Origin of the sequence: Amphritea japonica ATCC BAA-1530 (assembly GCF_016592435.1) — a bacterium.
GTDB lineage: Bacteria > Pseudomonadota > Gammaproteobacteria > Pseudomonadales > Balneatricaceae > Amphritea > Amphritea japonica.
In genome coordinates, this window is the sequence record NZ_AP014545.1 from 166,116 (window position 1) to 191,247 (window position 25,132).

26 protein-coding genes are annotated in these 25,132 nt (G+C 48.9%); 13 read left to right on the plus strand and 13 right to left on the minus strand.

Annotated elements, in window-relative coordinates; genetic code table 11:
* Positions 1-57 precede the first annotated feature (57 nt).
* The 7 genes from ftsE (at position 58) to trmB (ending at position 5,294) form a co-directional block, all read left to right on the plus strand.
* Positions 58-720, plus strand: coding sequence for a cell division ATP-binding protein FtsE (ftsE, locus tag AMJAP_RS00765; protein WP_019621087.1), 663 nt, complete (start codon positions 58-60; stop codon positions 718-720).
* Positions 710-1,729 (plus strand): permease-like cell division protein FtsX, encoded by a 1,020-nt coding sequence (ftsX, locus tag AMJAP_RS00770; protein WP_019621086.1) that lies wholly within the window; start codon positions 710-712, stop codon positions 1,727-1,729. Before ftsE ends, ftsX begins: the two co-directional genes overlap by 11 nt.
* A gap of 263 nt (positions 1,730-1,992) precedes the next feature.
* Positions 1,993-2,850 (plus strand): RNA polymerase sigma factor RpoH, encoded by an 858-nt coding sequence (rpoH, locus tag AMJAP_RS00775; RefSeq protein ID WP_019621085.1) that lies wholly within the window; start codon positions 1,993-1,995, stop codon positions 2,848-2,850.
* A gap of 110 nt (positions 2,851-2,960) precedes the next feature.
* Complete coding sequence (locus AMJAP_RS00780; RefSeq protein ID WP_019621084.1) at positions 2,961-3,338, plus strand: DUF423 domain-containing protein; 378 nt, start codon at positions 2,961-2,963, stop codon at positions 3,336-3,338.
* Positions 3,339-3,357: 19 nt separating this feature from the next.
* A complete protein-coding gene (gene thiS / locus AMJAP_RS00785) occupies positions 3,358-3,558 on the plus strand; it encodes a sulfur carrier protein ThiS (protein ID WP_019621083.1) in 201 nt (66 codons plus the stop codon).
* A 70-nt stretch (positions 3,559-3,628) separates the two neighbouring features.
* Entirely contained in the window at positions 3,629-4,429 is an 801-nt protein-coding gene (locus AMJAP_RS00790; protein ID WP_019621082.1) for a thiazole synthase, read from the plus strand.
* A gap of 130 nt (positions 4,430-4,559) precedes the next feature.
* Positions 4,560-5,294, plus strand: a complete 735-nt coding sequence (trmB, locus tag AMJAP_RS00795) for a tRNA (guanosine(46)-N7)-methyltransferase TrmB (RefSeq protein ID WP_019621081.1) — start codon at positions 4,560-4,562, stop codon at positions 5,292-5,294.
* A gap of 49 nt (positions 5,295-5,343) precedes the next feature.
* Here the strand turns inward: trmB and AMJAP_RS00800 are convergent, their stop codons facing one another.
* Both AMJAP_RS00800 and AMJAP_RS00805 read right to left on the minus strand, forming a co-directional pair.
* Positions 5,344-5,766 carry a cytochrome b562 gene (locus AMJAP_RS00800; RefSeq protein ID WP_019621080.1) on the minus strand — a complete coding sequence of 141 codons (423 nt, stop codon included), beginning with the start codon at positions 5,764-5,766 and terminating at the stop codon, positions 5,344-5,346.
* A gap of 1 nt (position 5,767) precedes the next feature.
* Entirely contained in the window at positions 5,768-6,019 is a 252-nt protein-coding gene (locus AMJAP_RS00805) for an FmdB family zinc ribbon protein (protein WP_019621079.1), read from the minus strand.
* A 266-nt stretch (positions 6,020-6,285) separates the two neighbouring features.
* Between AMJAP_RS00805 and AMJAP_RS00810 the strand changes: the two genes are divergently transcribed.
* Together AMJAP_RS00810 and AMJAP_RS00815 are read left to right on the plus strand one after the other, a co-directional pair.
* Entirely contained in the window at positions 6,286-6,627 is a 342-nt protein-coding gene (locus tag AMJAP_RS00810; RefSeq protein ID WP_019621078.1) for a 4a-hydroxytetrahydrobiopterin dehydratase, read from the plus strand.
* 153 nt (positions 6,628-6,780) lie between these two features.
* Positions 6,781-7,413, plus strand: coding sequence for a DUF2799 domain-containing protein (locus AMJAP_RS00815; protein WP_019621077.1), 633 nt, complete (start codon positions 6,781-6,783; stop codon positions 7,411-7,413).
* A 186-nt stretch (positions 7,414-7,599) separates the two neighbouring features.
* On the opposite strand, the gene AMJAP_RS00820 is transcribed toward AMJAP_RS00815, so the two are convergent.
* On the minus strand, positions 7,600-8,058 hold the full coding sequence (locus tag AMJAP_RS00820; protein WP_019621076.1) for a Spy/CpxP family protein refolding chaperone: 459 nt from the start codon (positions 8,056-8,058) through the stop codon (positions 7,600-7,602).
* Positions 8,059-8,221: 163 nt separating this feature from the next.
* Between AMJAP_RS00820 and AMJAP_RS00825 the strand changes: the two genes are divergently transcribed.
* Positions 8,222-8,923, plus strand: coding sequence for a response regulator transcription factor (locus tag AMJAP_RS00825; RefSeq protein ID WP_019621075.1), 702 nt, complete (start codon positions 8,222-8,224; stop codon positions 8,921-8,923).
* 16 nt (positions 8,924-8,939) lie between these two features.
* The gene (locus AMJAP_RS00830) at positions 8,940-10,256 is read left to right on the plus strand and encodes a sensor histidine kinase (RefSeq protein ID WP_019621074.1); all 1,317 of its coding nucleotides are present in this window, start codon (positions 8,940-8,942) and stop codon (positions 10,254-10,256) included.
* Here AMJAP_RS00830 and AMJAP_RS00835 read toward each other — a convergent pair.
* From AMJAP_RS00835 to glnK (AMJAP_RS00880), 10 genes are all read right to left on the minus strand, one after another.
* Complete coding sequence (locus tag AMJAP_RS00835; protein WP_019621073.1) at positions 10,236-12,977, minus strand: bifunctional diguanylate cyclase/phosphodiesterase; 2,742 nt, start codon at positions 12,975-12,977, stop codon at positions 10,236-10,238. The genes AMJAP_RS00830 and AMJAP_RS00835 overlap by 21 nt on opposite strands.
* Before the next feature lie 52 nt (positions 12,978-13,029).
* A complete protein-coding gene (astB, locus tag AMJAP_RS00840) occupies positions 13,030-14,376 on the minus strand; it encodes an N-succinylarginine dihydrolase (protein ID WP_019621072.1) in 1,347 nt (448 codons plus the stop codon).
* Positions 14,377-14,398: 22 nt separating this feature from the next.
* Positions 14,399-15,874 (minus strand): succinylglutamate-semialdehyde dehydrogenase, encoded by a 1,476-nt coding sequence (gene astD, locus AMJAP_RS00845; RefSeq protein ID WP_019621071.1) that lies wholly within the window; start codon positions 15,872-15,874, stop codon positions 14,399-14,401.
* Positions 15,875-16,909, minus strand: a complete 1,035-nt coding sequence (astA, locus tag AMJAP_RS00850; RefSeq protein WP_019621070.1) for an arginine N-succinyltransferase — start codon at positions 16,907-16,909, stop codon at positions 15,875-15,877. It lies immediately after the preceding gene.
* A gap of 3 nt (positions 16,910-16,912) precedes the next feature.
* Positions 16,913-17,722 carry a DUF1338 domain-containing protein gene (locus AMJAP_RS00855; protein WP_019621069.1) on the minus strand — a complete coding sequence of 270 codons (810 nt, stop codon included), beginning with the start codon at positions 17,720-17,722 and terminating at the stop codon, positions 16,913-16,915.
* Positions 17,712-18,962, minus strand: a complete 1,251-nt coding sequence (locus AMJAP_RS00860; RefSeq protein ID WP_019621068.1) for a hydrolase — start codon at positions 18,960-18,962, stop codon at positions 17,712-17,714. Before AMJAP_RS00860 ends, AMJAP_RS00855 begins: the two co-directional genes overlap by 11 nt.
* A gap of 13 nt (positions 18,963-18,975) precedes the next feature.
* A complete protein-coding gene (locus tag AMJAP_RS00865) occupies positions 18,976-20,190 on the minus strand; it encodes an aspartate aminotransferase family protein (protein WP_019621067.1) in 1,215 nt (404 codons plus the stop codon).
* Positions 20,191-20,322: 132 nt separating this feature from the next.
* Positions 20,323-20,661, minus strand: coding sequence for a P-II family nitrogen regulator (glnK, locus tag AMJAP_RS00870; RefSeq protein ID WP_019621066.1), 339 nt, complete (start codon positions 20,659-20,661; stop codon positions 20,323-20,325).
* Positions 20,662-20,837: 176 nt separating this feature from the next.
* Positions 20,838-22,097: an ammonium transporter gene (locus AMJAP_RS00875; RefSeq protein WP_019621065.1), complete on the minus strand. Its 1,260-nt coding sequence runs from the start codon at positions 22,095-22,097 to the stop codon at positions 20,838-20,840.
* Between the two features lie 52 nt (positions 22,098-22,149).
* Entirely contained in the window at positions 22,150-22,488 is a 339-nt protein-coding gene (gene glnK, locus AMJAP_RS00880; RefSeq protein WP_019621064.1) for a P-II family nitrogen regulator, read from the minus strand.
* Between the two features lie 390 nt (positions 22,489-22,878).
* Between glnK (AMJAP_RS00880) and AMJAP_RS00885 the strand changes: the two genes are divergently transcribed.
* Positions 22,879-23,136, plus strand: coding sequence for an accessory factor UbiK family protein (locus AMJAP_RS00885; protein ID WP_019621063.1), 258 nt, complete (start codon positions 22,879-22,881; stop codon positions 23,134-23,136).
* Positions 23,137-23,154: 18 nt separating this feature from the next.
* Positions 23,155-25,071, plus strand: coding sequence for an EAL domain-containing protein (locus tag AMJAP_RS00890; RefSeq protein ID WP_019621062.1), 1,917 nt, complete (start codon positions 23,155-23,157; stop codon positions 25,069-25,071).
* Positions 25,072-25,132 lie beyond the last annotated feature (61 nt).

Consider the following 25,132-nt stretch of genomic DNA (forward strand, 5'->3'; position numbering starts at 1 on the left):
TTAGGCTAACCGATTTATTGCTGAATTATTTCGAAGGCTTTCTAAGGTAATCAACCTGTGATCAGTTTCGACAATGTTACTAAGCGTTACCCCAATGGATATGATGCCCTGAGTCAGGTGGATTTTAGTCTTAATCAGGGTGAAATGGCATTTCTTACCGGTCATTCAGGAGCTGGTAAGAGTACTTTACTCAAACTACTCATGTTGATGGAACGGCCCTCTAATGGTCGGGTTTTGGTCGGTGATCAGGATTTGGCAACTCTGGGTAATAGCCAGATTCCCTTTCATCGGCGTCGTATTGGCGTAGTGTTTCAGAATCATCAGTTACTCTTTGATCGTTCCGTTTTCGAAAATATCGTACTGCCTTTGCGGATCTGCGGCTTTGATCCGGCGGATGCGGCGCGTCGGGCACATGCTGCGCTGGATAAAGTAGGGCTGTTGAGTAAAGAAAAGCTCAACCCAGTGGTGCTATCCGGTGGTGAGCAACAACGGGTGGGCATCGCGCGGGCGATTGTTCATAAGCCGCAACTACTGTTGGCGGATGAGCCGACCGGTAACCTTGACCCGAAGTTGTCAGAGGAGGTTATGCGGTTGTTTCAACAGTTTAATCAGGTGGGTACCACGGTACTGATTGCCAGCCACGACCTGGGACTGATCGCGCGGATGCCGCATCGGGTTATTACCCTTCAACAAGGCAGGCTGCTCAGCGATGGAAAATAATCTGCGAAACAAAGGCGCCGTTCGGGTTGAACCGAAGATTAAGCGTGTTGCAAAAGTCCATCGGGGCGCTGAACACCATAAACTGAAGATTTCGGATAAGAGTCGCAGCTACTTACGGCATCACTTAACCGTGGCCGAACAGTCATATCGTTCGTTGCTATCGATGCCGCTGACAACTTTTATGACGCTGGCGGTACTGGCCATTGCACTGGCTCTGCCAGGCGCGCTTTATACCGGGTTAAAGAATCTTCAACAGTTAGGGCAGGGCTGGGAGGGAGACCCCCGGGTTGCGATGTACCTGAAGATGGATGTGTCTGAGTCTGAGGCGGAAGTTCTGAGTCGCGAGCTGCTATTGCGTGACGATGTTGCCGCGACGGAACTGATTACTGCGGAACAGGGAATGCTTGAGTTTAAAGCGATGTCAGGGTTTGGCGAAGTATTCGATTTTCTTGATGAGAACCCTCTACCCGCGGTAATTATGGTTATGCCGCTGGATCTGTCGGTAACGTCCATCCCATTACTTCAGTCTAAACTGCAAGCGCTGCCGCAGGTTGATGAAGCGCTTGTCGATATGGAGTGGGTGCAGCGACTCACGGCTTTTGTTGTGTTAGCCGAACGGGGTGTCTGGCTGCTAACCGGACTATTTGTCTTAGCTGTATTATTGGTCGTGGGTAATACCATTCGACTCTCGATTGAAAGTCGTCGGGAAGAGATAGTGATTGCCAAGCTGGTTGGCGCGACAGATGCTTATGTCAGGCGGCCTTTTTTGTATGATGGTTTTTGGTACGGTATTGCGGGTGGCGTGATTGCCTGGGTGCTTATTCAGCTGAGTTTGTTTTTATTGAATAGCCCGGTTGAGCAATTGGTGAAGTTGTATAATAGTCAGTTTGAACTGGCGGGGTTAGGTTTTATTGAGACGCTGATGTTACTGCTTATTAGTGTTCTGTTAGGTTTGCTCGGTGCCTGGTTGGCTGTTGGTCGTCATCTGCGTCAGGTTCAACCTCAATAAGTGATGGGAAGACGGGTAATCTGCCCAAAATATAAGTTTGAATGTAAATATTGGTAAAGTGAGTACGCACTGGTACTTGTCATCTGCTAATCTTCTCGCTATCTTTGGCGGTTCGCTATAGTGATATAAGCAAATCAGGGTACGCGTTTTAGTTCTGACCCTGGCCGTAGCGAATGTTTATCGTCGGAACTTATCCGGCACAAGCGTGTCATAGCTGTAACTTATTTTGACACCATTAAATGATTGAGTAATGAGGTTGTGTAATGGGCAAGAGCCTGCAAGTCGTTGAAGTATTATCTCCGGGCCAGAACCTGGAGGCATACATACGTCAGGTGACATCTATTCCTGTACTTACGGTAGAGGAAGAGCGTGCACTGGCAGAGCGGCTGTATTACCAAAATGATCTTGAAGCTGCCCGGCAGCTGGTTTTATCGCATATGCGGTTTGTTGTGCATGTAGCGAAATCCTATTCTGGTTATGGACTGTCTCAGGCAGATCTGATCCAGGAAGGTAACGTGGGTATGATGAAAGCGGTTAAACGCTTTGATCCAACCATGGGTGTTCGCCTGGTATCTTTTGCAGTGCACTGGATTAAGGCAGAGATGCACGAGTTTATTCTGCGCAACTGGCGTATCGTTAAAGTTGCGACCACCAAAGCACAGCGTAAGTTGTTCTTTAATCTGCGTAGCAAGAAGAAAAATCTGGGATGGCTGACCAACGCTGAGGTTACCGCTATGGCGGAAGATCTGGGTGTTGGCGAACAAGTGGTCCGGGAGATGGAAGGTCGGATGAGCAGCGCTGATATGGCCTTCGATGCACCGGTAGGCGATGATGATGAGCGCGCATATCAGTCACCGGCTTATTTTCTTGAAGATCACAGCCAGGATCCTGCCAGTCAGCTGGAAGATGCAAACTGGGAAGCCGACTCCAATCAGCGTCTGAGTGCTGCGATGGAACTGTTAGATGAGCGTAGCCGGGATATCCTGATGCAACGCTGGCTGGGTGAAGAAAAAGCAACCCTGCATCAATTAGCAGCCCGCTATGAAGTCTCTGCTGAGCGAATTCGTCAGTTAGAAAAGAACGCAATGAAGAAAATTAAGGCGTCCATGCTGGAAGCCTGATAATTGAGCCTGATCGAATAAGCCGCCCTCTGTTGAGCGCGGCTTTTTTATTACTTATCGCCACCGCTTAGCTTTGTTAGAATAGCTCCCTCAATCATCCGGAACCACGTATGTCAGCTCGTTTTATTATTGTGTGCAGCGCTTTCAGCGGATTTGTCTCTGTGGCATTAGGTGCCTTTGGTGCTCACATGCTCAGAGAACAACTCAGCACTCGGCTGTATGATGTGCTGCAAACCGGCATCCAATATCAGATGTTTCATACCCTGGCCCTGTTGGGTGTAGGATTGCTGGTGTTGCGGAAGCCGGTTAAAGGGCTATCTCTGACCGCAATATTATTCTCGGCGGGAATAATCTTTTTTAGTGGAAGCTTATACGTGCTGGCGTTGAGCGGTCAGCATTGGCTGGGCGCAGTGACTCCGGTAGGCGGACTACTATTTTTGGCCGGCTGGCTGAATCTTGGCCAGCTTGCTTACCGACAGTTAAGTTAATAAAAGTGGATCAATCTCAATGCAGATACAGCTAAATGGTGACAGTCTCGAGGTTCAACAAGGCACCTCGGTGGCGGCCCTGCTTGAACAGATAAAACTCGGTGAGCGACGGGTAGCGGTCGAACTCAATCTGGAGATCGTGCCCCGTAGCAGGCATGTTGATACAGTGCTTCAGGATGGTGACAGGGTTGAAGTCGTTCATGCGATAGGCGGCGGTTAAGTAGCTGGGTTTATTAGGGAAGGGAGCCCTTTCCTAAAATTGGAAACAGAATTTTACTGGGTAAAGAATAATGTCTGAACAACATAACGATCCTTTGATTATTGCAGGCCGAAGCTTCCAATCTCGTCTATTGATTGGGACGGGCAAATACCGTGACCTTGAAGAGACCCGTGTGGCGATTGAAGCCAGCGGTGCTGAGATTGTGACGGTAGCAGTACGGCGTACCAATATCGGTCAGAATCCGGATGAACCAAACTTGTTAGATGTTATTTCACCAGATAAATATACTATCCTGCCGAACACGGCCGGTTGCTTCAATGCTGCCGATGCGGTGCGTACCTGTATGCTGGCCCGTGAATTGATGGATGGCCATGACTTAGTCAAACTGGAAGTGCTGGGGGATGAGAAAACCTTGTACCCGAACGTTGTGGACACAATAAAAGCGGCAGACAAACTGGTGCAGGACGGTTTTAAAGTGATGGTTTATACCAGCGATGATCCTATTGTTGCGAAAGAACTGGAAGCGATCGGTTGTGTTTCCATTATGCCGCTGGGGTCGATGATCGGTTCCGGCCTGGGTATCCTGAATCCCCACAACATCAATGTGATTATGGAAGATTGCAAGGTGCCTGTGTTGGTGGATGCCGGTGTGGGTACTGCCTCTGAAGCGGCGGTGGCGATGGAAATGGGTTGTGAAGCGGTGTTGATGAACTCTGCTATTGCCGGTGCTCGTAATCCTGTTCTGATGGCTTCGGCAATGCGTAAAGCGGTTGAAGCGGGACGGGAAGCTTATCTGGCTGGCCGTATGCCCCGGAAAAAATATGCCAGCGCTTCTTCTCCGATGGAAGGCAGAATTGTTGGTAAGCTGTAACGAATAGTCGATAAAAGCCTTTAAATAACGTATGTGTCGGTTTCGTTGAATAAGCGTTAGCCGCGGGTTATATGTTACTTCAGCCTGATCTGTTGATCAGGCTGCTTTGTTTTAATGAGAGACCAGATCAATGTCAGAAGATAACAAAACTGAACAGCCGTCCCCGGAACAGCCAGTCGGGGAAAAATATATGCGTACTGTTAAAAGCTTTGTGCTGCGCGCCGGACGTATGACGGAAGGCCAGCAGAAAGCGATGGAAACGGTGTGGCCCGAGATGGGGTTGGAGCTGAGTCAGGGCAGGCTTGATCTTGCTGAAGCCTTTGGTCGGGAAGCTCCGGTGGTTTTGGAAATCGGCTTTGGTATGGGTGATTCTCTGATAGAAATGGCTAAGGATCAGCCAGAGAAGAACTACATCGGTATTGAGGTGCATCGTCCCGGTGTTGGCCGATTGTTAAGCAATGTTGAGAAAGAAGGCCTGACTAACATTCGGGTTTTCTGTGATGATGCGATCGAAGTGCTAGCTCAGTGTATCCCTGATGGCAGTCTGAGCACATTGCAGCTGTTCTTTCCGGATCCATGGCATAAGAAAAAGCACCATAAGCGTCGTATCGTTCAGGCGGAATTTGCTGAAACGATTCGTAAAAAACTGAAGGTGGGTGGGCATTTTCATATGGCGACCGATTGGGAAAATTACGCGGAGCATATGATGGAGGTCATGTCAGTCGCGCCAGGCTACCGTAATGTGGCTGGTGATCAGGCTTTTTCTCCACAGCCGGAATGGCGCCCTGTGACTAAGTTCCAAAAACGCGGGGAGCGTTTGGGGCATGGCGTCTGGGACCTGATGTTCGAGAGAACGTCAGACTAATACCCGTCTGACGCAGCTAATTTTTTATCAGTGAAGACTAAGGGGGGACTCAGACCCCCATCGCCTCTTTCAGGGTATCAATCAGCAGATCAAGGATACCGGGCTTAACTTTCTTGTGATATTCCTTCCTGAGCTGATCAACCTGCTTTAGCTCGGCTTGCAGTGTTGTCAGGTTTGCCTCTGTTGCTTCTGGCAGTTCACTGACAAGGCTTTGTACTTTGTTTAATCCTTCCAGCGACAGGACTTTTCGCTCGGGTGAAAAATTAAAATTCCGGGCTGTTTTCAGTTCGCTTAAGAATAACTTAATTTCTTGATTAAAGACTGCGGGATCGGAAGCTTCGATCGCCTGAGTATAGTGCAGGCGAATCTCTTTCATGGTGGGTTTAAGCTTACCTGCTGAAGCTGCAGAAGTGAGTAACAGGCCCAGCAGAAGAGCCGTTAATGGTTTTTTTAACAGAGTAATCATCGACATCTCAAATATCACAACGTCCCGGGCAGCCACCACCGGTCATACAGGGTGGTGCCTCAGCGTTTTTAAGGGTTTTATTGCTGATCACGCCACCGGTGCTCAGTAACTTGGTTATTGGCGCATCTGCAGGCGTACTGCCGCTATCAAAACCACCGACGTCACAGAGATCGGCCCAGCTTGAAAGTTTCAGGGCTATCGGGTGCCGTACTTCAAATATTTCACCGGTGGTGTCACAACGATAATCATAAACCGGCATAAAGCTCTCCCTGTAACATCTATCTTTCTCCATATAACTACTGGAATTTACGGACTATTTATTCCTAATCACCCAGAGGTGGCTGTCCAGTGAGCATTGATGCAGGGAATATAGCGTAAACAGAGCAGGTAGCACAGGCTAACTTTCAGGCTGCTCTGAATATGGTAGCTGTCTATACTGAATCTGTACTATAGGAATTTTGTAAACCCAGTAAGCCTAACCTGAACGAACATATGACGTCGAGATAATAAACCGGGGACCCGAGAATGACCGAACAATCGTTAACTAATCGCTCCTGTATTCCCTGCGATGGAGGTATGACGGTGCTGAACCATGATGAAGTTATGCATCTGTTATCCCAGCTGGATTCCGGTTGGCAGCTTGATGCCCGGTCCCGGGTAATTTCTAAAGATTTTCGTTTCAAAGGCTTTTATCGGACGATGGCGTTCGTGAATGCACTGGCCTGGATTGCCAATAATGAAAATCATCATCCGGATTTCGAAGTAGGTTATAACTATTGTCGGGTACGTTTTAGTACTCATGCGCTGGATGGGTTGTCTGAGAATGACTTCATCTGCGCGGCAAAAGTGGATGCATTGAACCCTTAAAAGGCTACAACGGTTGTCCTTAGTTTCAATAGCTAGATCCTCATCAGCATTTTGTTTTGATTCAGCTTTTATCTGCGATAATGTCCACAGACGTAAAATGCCCTCATTACGACAGCTAGTAAAATCACCGGGGGCTCATAGGGAGAGATTTGGATGGCGTCACCTTTTTTAGTGCGTCTGCTTAGCTTGGGGCTAGTGCTTAGTTTAACGGGGTGTGCGACCCTTGATCGGGAAGATTGCCTGACCGCAAACTGGGAACTGATTGGATTTAATGATGGCGTAGTCGGACGCTCTGCAGAACGATTAGAGCAACACCGGGAAGCCTGTTCTGAGTATGGTGTTGTGCCGCAGATGGAGGACTACCTACAGGGTTATGACCGGGGAACTGATCGCTATTGTACGGCGGCGAATGGTTATAAAATAGCGCGTGCGGGGCAGGCTTATACATCGGCCTGTATTGCGGATTACTATCCCGGTTTTGAACGGGGTTTTGAGTTGGGTCAAGAGGCTTTCGAGCAGGTTGATCGGGTGAAACGAATGACTAAAACGCTTCAGCAACTCAGGAAAGAGCAGCGTGCTGATGAAAGTGAAGTCAGTGAAAAGCGAGACCAACTGATCGCGGATGGAATCTCATCAGATCAACGCGCTGGTCTACTTTTGGACATAGATGAACTGCAGCAACAGGTGGCTCGCCGTTCCCGTCAGATCAAGCAGCAAAAGCACAAAGTTGATATGGAGCGTCGCTATCTTCGACAGCTGGAAGCGGATCTTCGCCAACAGTTATAGCGGGATAAAAAAGCCTTGTCGGGAGACCGGGTATAAACTTTACTTCAGGGTAAACTTGATGAAAGTGGGAGTATGATAGGGACGTTAACTCTATAACGTCCCTATCCAGTGAGGTCCAGTTGGAGCCTGATTCAACCGGACCTTCAATGATACCTCCTGGTGTTACTCTTTTTTGAAGTGAAGATATTAACGACGCATCTCTAGGTATTTCTCCTGTTGTTCAGGAGTCAGAATTTCAAACATCGCTTTCTTTTGTTGAGCGCGCATCTGTATCATTTCGGCGGTTTTTTCTTGTGCCTGGGTTACCAATGCTGCTACTTGTTGGTCGTAATCAGCGGCATTGACCTCCAGATCTTTAAACGCGTTATGCATCCCTCTCATTCCGCCGCGCTGATCTTTCATCTGTGCGCGTTTGTTTTTCATTAATGCCTGCATCTGGCTTTTTTGTTCGTCACTGAGTTCCAGCTCGTCAGCCATTCTGGACATTCGCATATCATGTCTACCCTCCATCTGCTCATACTTCCCGTGGCGTCCTTCGCCTCCACCGCAGCGTTCCCAGTCGCCTTTAGCTGAGGCGATGCCTGCGGTTAGGGCGCCAGCGCCAATAATTGCTGCAGTGATACCAATAATGAGTTGTTTACGCATGGTCGTTCTCCTGAAATATTGTTCGTTTTGATGGGTGTAGTATGCGTCGTAGCCCTGCTAAGTTGGGTAAAGGCGGTGTAAAGTTTGGTAAAGGCCTCTGGAGGTAGATGCAATTTATCTATGGCTTCATTACTCTGGGGCTATCTGAACAGAGAACATAATTATGAATGACACCGTTAAGCTACTTCTGGTTGATGATGATAAAGAGTTGTGCGAACTGATGGCGCAGTATTTAACATCAGAAGGTTTTGAGGTGAATGTTGCCCACAGTGCTGAACAGGCTTTGCCGTTACTGGAAAAGGCGGATAGTTACGACCTGCTTATTTTTGACATTATGATGCCTGGGTTAAGCGGGCTTGAGTTGCTGCAGCAGGTGCGGCCTCGTATTACCACTCCAGTTATTATGCTCACAGGCAGGGGCGAAGATATAGATCGGATTATTGGTCTGGAGATGGGGGCTGATGATTACCTGGGAAAGCCATGTAACCCCCGGGAGTTAGTTGCCCGGATTCGTGCAGTCTTGCGTCGTAGCGTACAAGTGCCAGCGCCTGCGGCGGGACCTGATCACTTAAGCATCCATGGGATTGAGTTGAATTTTGGCAAGCGGCAGGTACGCATCGCTGAGATCGAACTGGAGCTGACCAGTGCTGAATTTAATGTTCTGGCTGAGCTGATGCAGGCGGCAGGCAACATCGTCAGTAAAGATGAGCTGACCGAAAAAGTGCTGCATCGAAAACTCACCGCTTATGATCGGGCAATCGATGTGCATGTCAGTCGTGTAAGACAGAAGCTGGCTGTAGTCTTGCCTGATAGCGAGTTGATAAAGACTGTTCGTGGGGCGGGTTATATGTTGGTAAAAGCGTGATGAGGTTGTTTAACTGATGAAGATTCGCTGGTATAAACGGCTGTTTCTAAAGATATTTATGACGGTCTGGCTGACAAGTTTTCTGGTAATCGCTTTGACTGCCTTTGTGATTGGTCATTTGTCAGAACAGGAGCGCTATCGCGATGTCCTCAGTGCGAAGGCACTGGGGCAGGCGGAGTTGCTGGTTGATCGCTATGAGCGAACAGGGCGGTTACCGTCGCCCAAACCGCCACGAGACAGGCGACATTTTCATAATGATCGGGATGACCATCAGGAGAGGCGATATTTTCCACCTAAACTACAGATTCAGGAAAAATCGAGTGGTCAGGTAATCTATGGAACCAAGGATGAGAGAGAGTTTCGTAATCCTATGGTTCTGAGCCTGGTGTCTGATACCCGGCAAGAGTATCGCGTGGTTGTTGAGACCGATATCCGTCCCACACTGGTGGCTAAATTATTTGGCTTTTTTCTTTCTGTACAGATCGTACTGCTGATAGTCGTGGCGGGAATCGCTGCATTATTGATCAGCTTAATGGTGGTGCGTCCCGTCAATCGCCTACGACAGTACACCCGGGACCTTTATACGGGGGATCTGAGTGCCCGAACCGATGATTGTCTGAGCCGCAGAGGAGACGAAATTGGTGAGCTGAGCCGGGAATTTAACCGGATGGCGGAATATGTAGAACAAACGTTGCAGTCAAATCAGCACCTGTTACAGGATGTTTCCCATGAGCTGCGTGCGCCTCTGGCACGTTTGCAGATGGCTGCGGGCCTGGCTGGTCAACACCTTCCTGAAGAGGATAGGGAATATATTGAACGTATAAATCTGGAGTGTGACAGGATAAATCGATTGATCGATGAGATTCTGAGTCTGTCGCGACTGGAACAGATGGAAGTATCCGATCAGGATTTCGCATTGAACTCCGTGATTGATACCCTGGCGCAGGATTACCAGTTTAGCGCTGCCGAACACCCATTGATCTGGACCCCCGTTGATTATCGCCTTAAAGGAAACCCGGCGCTGCTGGAAAGGGCGTTGAATAATATCTTAGGTAATGCGGTGAAGCATACCCCTGAGGGTACTGAGATCTGTATCAGCGCCGAGCAGCTCGACGGCAAGCTAAGTATCTCTGTAGAGGATAAGGGGCCAGGGCTGAGTCAGGAACAGCTGGATAAGATGTTTAAACCTTTTGTGCGCTTTACGGAACAACAGAACGGATATGGTCTGGGACTGAGTATTGCTCAAAGGGCGGTTCAGCTTTTGGGTGGCAGCTTATCTGCTCGTAGTAAGCCGGGAGCCGGTTTAACGTTGTTACTGGAGTTCCCGCTCTGAAGCCGATTCTGTTTCGAGTGAATCGTTAAGAATACTGTCTATGGGCTCTGGACGACTGATCGCATACCCCTGAGCGTAATCAACGCCGAGATGCTTCAGCCGAGCCATAATCAGATCATTTTCAACGAACTCTGCAATCGTTTCCATTTTCATTATATGGCCGATCTCATTGATAGAACGCACCATCGCTTCATCAATGGGGTCGGTGATAATATCCCGGACAAACATACCGTCTATTTTTAGAAGGTCTACCGGTAGATTTTTCAGGTAGGCAAAAGAAGACAGGCCGCTGCCAAAATCATCCAAAGCAAAGCGGCAGCCCAGTTTTTTCAAAGATTTTATGAATATTTTAGCGTCTTTGAGGTTTGCGATCGCTGCGGTTTCAGTGATTTCAAACTTAATCATTCGGGCGGGCACTAAGCCTTGCTCAATGCTGCGGATAATATACCCGAGCAGTGTGTCATCTCCAAGAGACTGTCCTGAAAGGTTGATTGCCAGGCTGTCGACATGTTCAAGCTTATCAATATTTATAGATATCCATTGCAGGGTATTCTGAATCACCCAATGGTCGATCTGAGCGGCCAGATTATAGCGCTCAGCAGCGGGAAGGAAGGCGCCGGGAGGTACTATATTGCCAGAGGGGCTGAGTAAACGGATCAGGATTTCGTAACCGTGTTTTTTATCCTGTTGCAGAGGGACAATCGGCTGAGCATAAAGCCGGAACCTGTTTTCATCGAGGGCCGTACGTATCTCGCTGGCCCATTGAATATAGCCCTTATGAATCAGTTGCTGTTCATCGTTATCATTATGTATGTGAACTTTATTTCGGCCAGTATCTTTTGCTGTATAGCAGGCGGTATCGACCTCTTTCATCGCTTCAACAGCGGTTTCTGTGTTGTGGTCAACGGCGGTGAGGCCGACACTGATCTCTACCGGGAAGCTTCGATCCTCCCACTGAAAGCGGAAGCGCTTCAGGTGCTGCATTATTGATTGAACTGCCCGTTCAGCCTGCGCCAGACTGGCATTCTCAAATAACATCAAAAACTCATCGCTACCGGGGCGTGCAAGGATATCGCGACTGCGAATCTTATCCCGAATCAGGTGACTGACCTGTCGAAGCAGTTCATCGCCGGCGATATGGCCACAGGTGTCATTGATAATCTTGAACTGATCTATATCGATAAAACACAGTGCATGATGAGAATGATGCTTTCGCGCGTGTTGTACCGTCAGCTCTAATTCTTTTTCAAACTGACGACGATTCAGGAGTCCGGTTAATAGGTCATGGGTGGTTTGAAAGTTGATTTCATCTGAAATTCGCCGGACTTCGGTGATATCCTCCTGCTGGGCAATAAAGTGCGTGATGTCGCCCTGGCTATTGGTGATAGGAGAGATGATCTCTTCAGCCCAGTAGAGCTCTCCATTCTTCTTCTTGTTATGAAATACGCCACGCCACTCTTGCCCTGAAAGTAGCGTTTCCCATAAGTCGGTGTAGATCTCTTTAGCGGTTTCGCCAGAATTCAGCATGCGGGGAGTTTTACCCAGAACCTCTTCAGGATCGTAACCGGTTATATCTGTGAAACGGTGGTTAACATACTCGATCTGGCCGTTAACATCGGTAATAACAACCACATTAGGACTTTGCTCAACGGCCATAGAGAGCTTTCTCAGTGTGCTGGTGGTACTTTGTTGCTCTGTCGCATCGTTAAAAACCGCAACTCCTCCGTTAATGTTACCCAGGCTATCCCGCATCGGCACAAATTCGGCGATCAGGTAGATACTCTTGTGCCCGGTGACAGAGGTGTAAGGCCCCTCGAACTGCCCCACCTTTCCCTGTAAAGAGTCGCGGAGTGCATTGAGCAGCTGCGTGTCTTCTAAGTTTTCTAGCATGTTGAAGCCGACAAGTACCTCTTCGGTACTGCCAATAATTTCGATAAAGCGCTGGTTCATCATTGTCAGGACTGAGTTCTGATCGTAGTGAAATATTCCCACCGGAGAGTGTTCAATAATTGAGCTGAGCTGTTTTTCACTGGCGTGTAGTTGTTGAGTGCGTTCGCTGACGCTTTCTTCCAGCTCTTTGGCCCAGCGCCGTTGAGCGGCGGAAAAGGAAAACATCACGGGAAGCAGAAATAATAGGAATACGCTCGCAAACATGACTTGCTGGATGAGTCGCTGCTTCAACATCGATTCGATATGACCGATTTCAATATCTGCAGCGGTAATAAACGCTGTGCCATCGGGTGATAACTGTGGGATAAATACGCTACGGAAATGCCCCCATTTATCCTTTATTTCAAGAAATAATGAAGTGCTATCGAGGAATGCTTTTTCTATTTTCGGGTCAGCATCGTCGTAAGGGTCGAAGTAACTATACAATTCTTCCCCGGCTTGCAGCTCTGATTCAGTTGCACTCGAGCTCGTAAAATAGAGTTTATTGCCTTGTTTAAGCAGCGTATAGATATAGATAACATCGGTATTACGAATGTATTGTGAGAGCTGAAGTGTATTGGCCAGGTCGTTTGCTGGTTTGATATCGCCTGGCGCCATCCCCTGATGATGAAAATTATCGGGTAACAGAAGGGGGGCGGCCAGCGCGTTAGTGACTAACGCGCTATCTATCTGTTGATAGATTCGGTCTTTCTCGCGTGAGTAATCCCAGGCGAGATAAACCAGCACCCAGATAACATAGACCAGGACAGCGATGTAAACCCGGTTACTCATTTTGAAAGTCATAGGTGCAGTATAGGTTTTTATCCACTAAAAGCTTTGCTTCTTATACCTGAAATGAGTAGAGACCGGGTAATTCGAGAATAAGAGCGAGCTCCTCCAGCGCCATCTGGATCTCACTGGGCAGGTCCGGATCTGCCAGGTCCTCAGGTCTTAGTTCTTCCCGGTAGTGTTTTTCAATCCAGTTTTTTAGCCGGGTATACAAGTTTAAATCGAGAAAAACGGCAGGGTGAGTAGCGCTCAACTCTGCTTTACTCATCGGTACCCGTAAGCGCAGGCAGGCCGGCCCTCCACCATTATTCATGCTCTGGGTCAGATCGATATATTCGACCCCGGTGACAGGGTTATCACTCTGAATTAGCCACTCTATAGCCTGCTTTGTTCGATTAGATTGCAAACAGTTAGTAGGGGCGAGCAACCGCATATTTTGATCGTCCATACTGATTAGCTGACTGTTGAATAGATAGCTGGATACCGCTTCGCTGACGGTTAGCTGGGTATCGCCGAACTCTGTAACGATCAGCGATGGAGAGGTATAAGGGTTTAACTGATGCCACTGTTTGCGCAGCGCTTTCAGCTGTTCTTTCTGGTTAACCAGCGCCTGTTGGTGCAGCATGAGAAAGTTTCGGTGGCCAACGGCGATAACGTCATTATGGAATACGCCCTGATCAATAACTTTTGGGTTTTGCTGGGCTAATAGCTGATTGTTGGCAGGTAGCATGTGCTGGCGAGCTATGACTTCAGAAGCAGCGTAGGTCTGACGGGCAGGATAAATCAGAGGTGCGATGCTGTCATGGCCCCGACCGTATACGAATAAGTTGATGCCGGGCTGGTTATGATTGCGGCAGAGCCGGGTGTGATTGGCTGCTCCTTCATCGGCAAAGTCAGTCTGGCCTGGTAGGGGTGAGTGATGATAAAAATAACTGGGATCGTTAAAAATACGCTGCAACAACGGGGCGATAAAGGCGGCTTCGATGGAACGATGTAAGGTAGTGATCAAATTTGCCGGGGTGAAATGGATTTTACCGTCAGAGCTATCGGCACTGGCGGTGACAGTAGCGGCATTGGCGGCCCACATAGTAGACGCTGAGTAACAGGCAGCGAGTAGATGGGGGGCTTGGCTGAATGCTTGTGTGACAATGTTCTTGGTAGAGCCGGAGAACCCGAGGTTGCGCAAAGTTGTTATATCGGGTCGTGGCGCGGGTGGCAATACGCCCTGCGGTTGCCCTAGTTGCACCAGACGCCACATTTTTTCCAGCCCCTGCAACGCGGCCAAACGAGGAAAAGCTACGGCTCCTCTATGTTTATCTGAAGCAATATTTCCCCGAGATAGCCCGGCATAGTTATGGCTGGGGCCGATTAGTCCATCAAAATTAACCTCCTGATACTGCATAACATAGCTCCCTGAATCCTGATCAGAGTGACAGGCCGGGGCTGAGTGTTTCAGGCAACCTGAGTTTATCGCTTTCAATGGACGCTACCGGATAGCTACAGTAGTCCGTCGCGTAATAAGCAGAAGGGCGGTGATTACCGCTAATGCCACAGCCGCCAAAAGGTAGAGCGCTACTGGCTCCGGTCAACGGCCGGTTCCAGTTTATGATTCCAGCCGATACTTGGCGGTGAAAATGCTCATATTGTTCGCGATTATCGCTAAAAATACCGGCTGACAGACCGTATGAGGTGTTGCTGGCCTGGCGTATGGCGGAATCAAAATCCGGGTAACGGATGACTTGGAGTAAAGGGCCAAAAAATTCAGCATCCGGGAGTTCTGTGGCCGCAGACAAATCAACAATGGCAGGGGATAGGAGCGTTCCTGCCTGATTGCATATTTGCCCCTCGAGCAGTAATGAGCCTCCTGCAGATGTCATCTGCTGCTGAGCCAGGAGGATAGCATCAGCTGCGGTTTTATTAATCAGTGTTCCCATAAAAGGTTGGGGCTCGGCATTATATTCACCGATTAAAAGCTGACTGCTGGCTTTAATGAACTGATCCAGAAACTGGTCGCCCCAATTGTTAGCCGGAACCAACAAGCGGCGGGCACAGGTGCAGCGCTGCCCGGCACTGATAAATGCAGAAATAAGCGTGTCGTGCAGGGCTGCTTTGAGGTTTTCGACGGGGGTTATCAACAGTGGGTTGTTACCGCCCATTTCCAGTGCCAGAATTTTTTCCGGGTGTCCGCCAAATTGTTGGTGCAGTAGCTGACCTGTTGTTGCACTGCCGGTAAAAAACAGACCGTTAATGTCTGGATTTGAGGCGAGGGCTTTACCTGTTTCGCTATTTCCCTGTACAAGATTCAAAACTCCATCAGGCAGTTCTGCTTTTTGCCACAGGTGTAGCATGAGTTCAGCACATCGGGGGGTTAATTCGCTGGGTTTAAATACTACCGTGTTACCGGCTAGTAGTGCTGGAATGATATGTCCGTTAGGGAGATGCAGGGGGAAGTTATAGGGGCCGAATATAGCGACGATCCCGTGGGGTTTATGGCGTAAAACCTGATCCCCCATCGGGGAATGTGTTATCTGAGTGCCGCAGCGCTCTTGGTGGGCCCGGATAGAAATTTCTGCCTTAGCGATCATCGCGGCTATCTCAGTTCGGCTTTCCCAGAGGGGTTTTCCGGTTTCCTGGCCGATGGTATCTGCCAGCAATTCTGAGTATTCGGTAATTAGTCCGGTGAAACGTCGAATGTAACTTTGACGCTGTTCGAAGGTCATCGCTTTCCAGCGGGGTAGCGCATTCTGAGCGGCTTCAACGGCGTATTCTATCTGGGATGCTGACGCACAAAACCCCTCCCAGACTCGTTGCTCTGAGGCGGGATTCAGTGAGGCGAAATTTTCCCCCTCGCCCTGAACCCATTGACCATTTATAAAGAGGGATGCAGTTGATTTCATCATTCAACTCCTGTGCTTTAATGGTACAACCCGCAGCAGGTCGCCATCGCTGACTAGCAATCGGTGACAAAGCTCAGCTGGCAGAGTGATCTTACCTTCTGAGGGTGCGATCTGAACCACTGTGCAGCGGAAGTTCCTCAACTGAGTGTTACAGATCAGATAAGCATTGCTGTGCTCCAGTGAAGGCCCTGTGTGGACGGTGATAAAATAGCTTTTACGGATCGCTCTGATATCTTTCAGTTCACAGGCGAGGGTAGGACCACCATCAAAAATATCGATATATTTTTCATACCGAAAACCCTCGCTTTCCAGTAACTTTCTGGCCGGCAGCGTGTTTTGATGGACTTCGCCGATCACTTGTTGAGCTGATTCGGGTAACAGGTGGATATAAATTGAATGCTTGGGCATTAACTCGGCAATGAATACTTTATTGCCGCTGCCGGTCAGATAGTCTGCTTCAGAAAATTCCATGCTAAAGAAGTGTTGCCCAAGGCCGTTCCAGAAAGGCGACCTTCCCCGGCTATCGCTGACGCCTCGCATCTCAGCGAGCACTTTGTCGGAGAAGCGTTCCCTGAACTGAGCCATGAAGAGGAAGCGACAGCGGGACAGCAGGGCTCCGTTGTTATCACGCCGGTACTCTGGATCCAGATAGAGAGTGCAGACCTCCGCGTAACCGGTGAAGTCGTTGCAGAGGTAGAGTGTTTGGAAACTATTGTGCACGCCCAGTTCGCGGGATGCATGGACTACGGTTCCCAAACGGTAATGATAAAAGGGTTCTCGCAGGCCCACGGCGGATTCAATACCGCAGATGCCGATTAGCTTACCGCTCTGGCATTCTTCCAGTGCAAACAGATAGCTGTCCCCCTGAGGATCGGGTGATGTGAGGCTGAACGCCGTTTCTGAGGCTGATATCTTTGCTTTTAGCAGTGCGCGGTTGCTGGGAAGAGAAGTAAACCCGGGGCCGCTCTGGTGAGCTATTTCGCAGAGTCGATCCAGATCGGACAGTCTGATGGGGCGAATGAGGTTAAAGTCGTTCATGCTTCAACCCCTTTGCCTGTCGGTACTCTGGAATATTTTATCTGCCGACTCAGCAACAAACCCGTGAAACAGAGATCCATCAGCCTGTGGGTAACGGTAGGCAAATTCATAGTAGCACCCCGGAACGTTATAGATGCCCTCTTCAAACTCAATGGGTATCAGGTTTGCCAGTGTTGATGATTGCTCTAAAAGGTCAGAGGGGCCGCCTTTAATCTGCCCGCCGCTGTCGTTCAGCGTGTATCCCTGCGCTATTAGAAACCGGTTAACTGCATTGAGATCCGGATGTGACTTCAGCGCATTGATGAGCAGCGTAAAGTGATTTGGTTGAAACCCCATGGCGTAAACCCAGGCGGCGTACTCACTCTCTTGTTCCAGTTGTCGGTAGACTGAGTATTGGATAGGCCAGTGACATCCGGAGTAACAGAATTCTTTTAGCAGAGGCTCTGAAGCATCAATGTGAGCGGTAAGCTGGCGGACTATCCCTTGTAGTGAAGTTGAGAATTGCCCGGTAAGCAATTGGGAGATAAAGAGTTTAGGCTGGGTTGGATCAGGATGCTGGAAATGCTGTGCAAACAGTTTCTTCTGGGGGAAGTGGTACTCTCCGGCGGTAACATAGCCGGCGTTGATAAAGGGTGTTGCAATCCGGTGAAGATCTATTTGCGGCAGGTCAAAGGTACGCAGAGCGATATGATCGTTTATTAATTTTGAATTACGCTCTGCAAAAAGTTGATAAATGTTCTGCGCATCAGGATTTAGTTGTAGATAGTTTTTCCACATCATCTTTAACGTCTGATTCAATGATTCAGGTTTCATTGGACAGCTCCTGAGGTGTTGGCTTCCGGTGCCTGATCCAGCGATTCGGTTGTTTGGCCAGCTGTAGCAGAATCAGCGTGCTAAGTTGGGCTCGGTGAACCAGACTTTCAATGTTGATAAACTCCTGGCTGCTGTGAATCTTTCCTCCCAGAACCCCCAGAGTGTCAACATTGGGAAGGCCGGCTGCAGTCAGGTTGTTACCATCGCAGCAGCCTCCAGTGGCTTCCCATACCAGCGGGGTGCCCAGCTGCTTTGAGCAGTCGGTAACCAGCTGAAAAAGAGATAGGTGTGCTTTGTTCAATGACTTAGGTGGACGGCCAAACCCGCCGTGTAGGTTAAGGCTGATGCCATTCTTCAGATTGATCTGTTGCTGAATTCGTTGTAACTGCTGCTTACACCACAGCTCATCGTCACTAATCCGGGTGCGGATATTAAAGCGGCATCTAGCCCGATCGGGGACCTGATTAGTGGTAACACCACCATTGACGATGCCAACATTAAGAGTTACGCCTTCACGCTGACCGTTGAGCCTGTCTAATTCTGTGATGAATTCAGCCAAGGCGCAGATCGCATTGCGGCCTAAATGATGCTCACGACCGGCATGAGCAGCGACGCCTTTTACGATCACTGTGAAATTGCCACTGCCTTTGCGCTCTCCGGCAAGCTGCCCATTGGGTAAAGCCGGCTCATAGATCATTCCCAGATCATGATGCGCTGCTTGTTGAGTGATAATGGAGGCAGAGCCGGGTGAACCGATCTCTTCATCAGGGTTCAGCAGGACGGTCCAGCCTAATTGACTGCTTAGAGAGGAATTTTCGAATGCTGAGAGGGCTTCCAGCATCACTAAAATACCGCCTTTCATATCGCTAACGCCGGGTCCTCTCAGTGTTTGAGGGTCAAGCCAGTCGCATTGTTGAAAATCAGAATCCGGTGGAAAGACGGTATCCAGATGGCCGCTGAGTAAAATCTGAAGAGGGGCTTCAGGCCGCTTCCTGAACAAATGCAGGTCCCCCAGGGGGTGTTCTAATTCGTTGCCATCGGTTTGATATAACAGATAGGGTGGCAGCTGAACTTGCTCATGTGTACAGCCTAACCTTTGCTGGAAGGTTTTACCCAGAAGCCTTCCAGTGTCATCGACGCCTGCTTTATTCAGGGTGCCTGAATTGATCCCGGCCAGCTCAATCAGTGATTCAGTTAATGCGGGTTGTCGCTCTGTGATTTTTCTCAGTAGGGAACTCATGGGCAAACACCGGTTAAAAGCCCATTTTCAGGGCTAGCATCGCCTGAGCTAATCGTTGCAGGCCTTTATTCATATCCGGATAAGGAATAATGAGAGAAGGGGCAAGGCGTAATACATTCGGGCCCGCAATGAGAACCATTACTCCCTGTTCTTCAGCCAGCTTTAATAGCTCCCGCGATTTTCCCTGCCAGGATACTTTTAGCTCACAACCGATAAGCAGGCCTTCTACACGAATATCTTTAAACAGGCCGATTTTCTGATTCAGCTGTTTGAGTCCGCTAAGAAACATTGTCTGACGCTGTTTGACGCCTGCGAGCAGAGTTGGGTCATTAATTAATTTGAGTGCCGTTGATGCAACAGAGCAGGCTAGCGGATTGCCACCGTAAGTACTGCCATGTGAGCCCAGGCTGAAGCTTTCAGCGATCACTTTAGTGGTTAACATCGCGCCTATGGGAAAGCCGCCTCCCAGTGCTTTGGCCGAGGTTAGAATGTCCGGGATAACGTCATAGTTCTGGTAAGAGAACAAAGCGCCGGTACGTCCCATACCGGTCTGAATCTCATCAAATATCAGTAGGGCGTTATATTGTGTGCAGAGGGCACGTAACCCTTCAAGAAAAACCGGCTCTGCGGGAATAATGCCTCCCTCTCCCTGAATAGGTTCGACGATGACGGCGCAGGTTTTATCGGACAGATGATATTCCAGAGTGGCCAGATCATTATAAGGGAGATGCGTAATATCGCCGGGAAGAGGTTCAAAGCCCTCACAGTATTTGGCCTGACCACCCGCTGTAACGGTAAATAGAGTGCGGCCATGAAAACCGTTATTGAAGGCGATAATTTCCGTTTTATCGGCACCAAAATTGTCTTTTGCGTACTTGCGCGCAAGCTTCAGTGCTGCCTCGTTGGCTTCGGCACCTGAGTTCGAAAAATAGACCTGTTGCGCGAAAGTGGCTTTAGTTAACTGCTCAGCAAGTTGGATGGCGGGTTCGTTAGTCCAGACGTTACTCAGATGCCAGAGCTTCTGGCTCTGTTCCTGGAGCGTGTTAACCAGCTCAGGGTGGCAGTGTCCCAGTGCGTTAACGGCGATACCGCCAGCAAAATCGATATATTCCTTACCGGCCTGATCCCAAACCCGGGAACCTGCTCCGCGTACAGGGATAATCTGGCTGGGTGCATAATTGGGCACCATGACATCATCAAAGCCTTTCCGGCTAATCGTTTTATCCATATTCCAGAGCCTCTAGGTACAAACTTATTGGTAAGTTTAGACGCTGGAATAGATAGAGCTGTAGTTTTGTTGATGATATGACCAAAAAAAAGCACCTAAAAAGGTGCTTTAATAACTATCGTATAGACTAACTTATAAGGCGTCGGTGCCTGTTTCGCCAGTACGAATACGGATTGCCTGCTCCAGAGGAGTAACAAAAATTTTGCCATCGCCAATTTTGCCAGTATTTGCAGTTGCGCTGATCGCTTCAATAACCTGATCGACCAGGTTGTCTTCAATAGCCGCTTCGATTTTGACTTTAGGAAGGAAATCAACCACGTACTCTGCGCCGCGATAAAGCTCGGTATGACCCTTCTGACGGCCAAAACCTTTTACTTCAGTAACAGTGACGCCCTGAATACCTATCTCTGACAGGGCTTCACGTACATCATCTAGTTTGAACGGCTTAATTACCGCGCTTACCAGTTTCATAATTATTTTCCTCGCTTGGGTCTGTGTATCCTGTGAGTAGTTCCCACAAGTAGCAGGCAGTTGGAGATCAATCTAATAAACTGGATCTAGTATACCCAGAATCAATGACTTAATAAAATCTCAGAAGGGGAGCCGAAGCTCCCCTTTAGGTTGATATGTTTATTCTGCGGGGGGAGTTATTTACCCGATGTAAATTCTGGGTAAGCTTCCATACCACATTCTGCGATATCGACACCTTCGTACTCTTCCTCTTCGCTAACACGGATACCGATAACTGCTTTGAGGATAGACCACACAATCAGACTGGTTCCGAATACCCATCCGAAGATAGTTACCGCACCGATCAGCTGGCCGCTCAGGCTTACATCACTATTAGTCACAGGTACCAGTAACAGTCCCAGCAGGCCACATACACCGTGGACCGAGATCGCACCAACAGGATCATCAATGCGCATCTTGTCCAGGGTGATGATAGCGAAGACCACCAGAATACCACCGATTGCACCGAACAGCGTCGCTTGCAGGGCCGTTGGCGTTGATGGTTCAGCGGTTATGGCAACCAGACCAGCCAGAGCGCCGTTCAACAGCATAGTCAGGTCAGCTTTACCGAATAGCATACGAGCGGTAATCAAAGCTGCAATAGCACCACCTGCAGCCGCAGCGTTGGTGTTAAGGAAAACCATTGCTACCGAGTGAGCGCTGTTGATATCGCCCAGTTTCAGAACAGAACCACCGTTGAAACCGAACCAACCCATCCATAGGATAAACGTTCCGAGTGTCGCCATCGGCAGGTTAGCACCTGGAATCGCGTTTACGCCGTTCGCAGTATATTTGCCTTTACGGGCACCCAGTAACAGAACACCAGCGAGAGCTGCAGCAGCACCGGCCATGTGAACAATGCCGGAACCTGCGAAGTCAGAGAAGCCAAGATCACCGAGATTGTACATGCCGAAAACGTCTTCGCCGTTCCAGGTCCATGCACCTTCCATTGGATAGATTATGCCGGTCATAACTACTGCGAACGCAAGGAAAGCCCAAAGCTTCATACGCTCGGCAACAGCACCGGATACGATAGACATAGCGGTTGCTACGAATACGACCTGGAAGAAGAAGTCAGACGCGCCTGAGTAAACAGAACCACCGTTGAATCCTTCTTCAGCAGAGTCAGCCAGAACCTGTTCAACATCGACGGATTCGATACCGCTTAAGAAGATACCGCCGCCGTACATTAATTCATAACCGCATACCAGATACATGATGCAGGCAATCGCAAACAGTGCAACGTTCTTAGTTAGAATCTCTGTCGTGTTCTTAGAACGTACCAGACCTGCTTCAAGCATGGCGAAACCCGCCGCCATCCACATAACTAATGCACCACACACCAGAAAATAAAAGGTGTCCATTGCATATTGTAATTCAAAAATTTGGTTTTCCATCATTCCCCCTGAAGCCTATGCTTAGAGTTGTTTTAAAGTGTTTAAAAAGTACTTACAGCGCGCTGTCGCCAGTTTCACCGGTACGGATTCGGATGACTTGTTCTACCGGCATTACAAAGATCTTTCCGTCGCCAATTTTACCGGTCTGAGCCGTTTTGCTGATCGCTTCGACAACCTGATCTACGATGCTGTCTTCCACCGCAGCGTCGACCTTAACTTTGGGTAGAAAATCTACGACGTATTCTGCGCCACGGTAAAGTTCGGTATGGCCTTTCTGACGACCAAAGCCTTTTACTTCGGTTACAGTGATGCCTTGTACGCCGATTTCGGAAAGGGCTTCACGGACATCATCCAGCTTGAACGGTTTAATGATTGCTGAGATAAGTTTCATGGGATCTGAATCTCCACTAAGTAAAACTGTTTTAAAAAACTACGCTGATTAAGCAGTGCAGCGGTTAAAGGATTGGCTTGAATAAAGCACTGCACATGCCATTGTTTTAATATTTGTTTATTATCAATAGGTTGCAGGGTTATTTGGGCAGTTGTTTGTGAGGGGGTAGCGGTTTTGGTGTGAATTCGGGAGAGGTTACTGGTGCACGATTTTTGTGCAGGCCCTTTTTTGGTGCAGTGGTGCGGGTGCTGTTTTTCGGTGCAGGCTAAAAAGCAGGTCCTGTTGTTGCTATAGTTGTAGTTACTGTTTGAATAGTCATCTCTCTGTGGCGGATAAAAGTGCTTAATAACGTCTCAGCTGTATAAACAACCTGTCGGAATATAAAGTTATATGATCAACTCTAAGTTACTGGAAGGTATTAGCGAACAGATTGGCCAGTTGTTTGAACAGGCCAGGCAGAGCTCAACTGATGCGGAACTAAAGCCTCAGATAAAAGCGTTGCTGCAGGGTACATTTAGTCGGATGGAACTGGTTACTCGCGAGGAATTTGATGCGCAAAGTGCTGTGCTGGCCAGGACCCGGATAAAGCTTGAACAGCTACAGCAACAATTAGATCAATTGGAAAATTCTGCCAGATCGGATCGTTAGTCGCTGAAGGATAAACTTATGAATCAGCCGATGTATGCCTGTATTTTACCTGATTTAAGCTATCAGTTTGCGACCCGGGAGTATTTGAATATGCTGGGCTGGCAAAGTGATGTTTCAGGTACTCCCTTAGCGCAGGTGCACTCTGATGAAACGTTATTTGAGCTGCAGCATGGCATGATGCTGGCTCGGTCTAATGGTAGTTCTGCATTGACCTGGCGGCCTTTCGAAGAGGATAACGGCCTCTGGCTGCAGCTGGAAATATGCTGGAATCCTATTGCAGAGCTTTACATTGTAAATGCGATGCGGACTCAGCAGGCGGCTGCCCGGGAGTTAGCGAGGGATCCGGATGATGGGCTTTTTGCTTATACACCCCAGGCCGTCATGTTGCTCGATGATGAGAATAGAATCTACCGCATTAACCCCAGCTTTTCTGAAGTGAGTGGTTTCTCTCTTGAAGATGTCGTCGGTCAGGGGCCCGGGATAGTGACTAACCGGGATATTGCCCCAGAGTTATTCGATCATCTATGGCAGCAATTAATGTTGCGGGGTTACTGGGAAGGTGAATTATGGAATCGGCATAAGGATGGCCATAGTTATCCGGCCTGGTATAGCCTGATGGCGCTTCGGGATGAAAGTTCAGACATTACCGGTTTTGTTGCTCAGTTTTCGGATATCACCAGTTGTTATAGTGGCCAGCATCGTTTCAGCCATACCAGTTATGATGCGCTGACCGGACTGCCTGATGAGCAGATGCTGTTGGATCAGCTAAATCAGCGGCTGTTGAAAGGCAGTCTGTATAACCAAAATAGTGGCCTTATTCTGATACAGCTTGATAGTGGAGGGTGTGAAACCGAGCAGGTAATCACAGCGATGGCTGCGAGGTTAGGTGCTCAGGTACGGGAATCAGACCTGTTGGCGCTCGATCAGATGAATCATTTTGTGATGGTATTGGATTACTGCCCTGATGAGATGGTCATGGAGCAGTTTGCCGATCGCGTTATGGCTGTTTTGCAGGAGGATGTTGAGGTGTCCGGTGAGCTGATACCTTTTACCTTCTCTGTAGCAGGAGTCCTGGCGGATAATAAGGGGCTGAGTGCCGAACTGATGCTCGACCGTGCCCGATTGGTAGTGAACTCAGCGGAAGGAGAGACAGGTTTCCGACTGTATGACTCATCGCTGGGCAGCGGCAAAGTGTTAAGCCGGGATGAATTGTTAGCGGGGGTTTCGGGTAGTGGATTACAGCTGCGTTTCAATCCGGTTTATGCATTAGAAGGGCACCACCTTACTGCGGCTGAAGTGACGTTACTGATGAACCACCCGCAACAAGGGAATCTGTCGCCAGAGCAGTTTATCCCTCAGCTCTCCCGTTACGGTTTATTGGAAGAGTATCACCAGCAACTGGAACAACAGTTGTCCCCCATGATTAAACTTTGGGGTGGTTTTGAGCAGTTTCATAATCTCTGTATTCGGCTACAGGATGAAGAGCTGTTTTCGATAGCGGTCATTGATAACCTGATTCGTCTGATGGTTAAGGCCGGGCTTCCGCCACAGCGCCTGATGATTATTCTGAACGCATCTCAGATGTACCTGTTTCCGGATGAAATAGAAGAGCTAAAAGCAAAAGGGGCGTTACTACTACTGGACTTGCAAGAAACCTCTATAGAGCGGCTGCCAGATCCGCTTTTCCCGGATATGCTGTTATTGAATGCCGAGCTGGTTGAGACGCAGATGCGTGAAGACCGGTCGAGCAGAAGAGTTGAGCAGCTGATTGCCTCCGCCCGGGAGAACGGTTTGGAAGTGTTAGCGGAAGGGGTTCGAACGACAGGGCAAATGACTCGGCTAACGCTGCAGGGTTGTAGTCGTATGAGTGGCAATTATGTGGGCCGTGATCTGTCACTGGAACAGCTGATCGAGCGGTTAGATCTGGAGCATTAAGCGGTTTAACATATAACAAGTGCGTAACGATTTAATGTATACGTACCTTTATGAATCCATG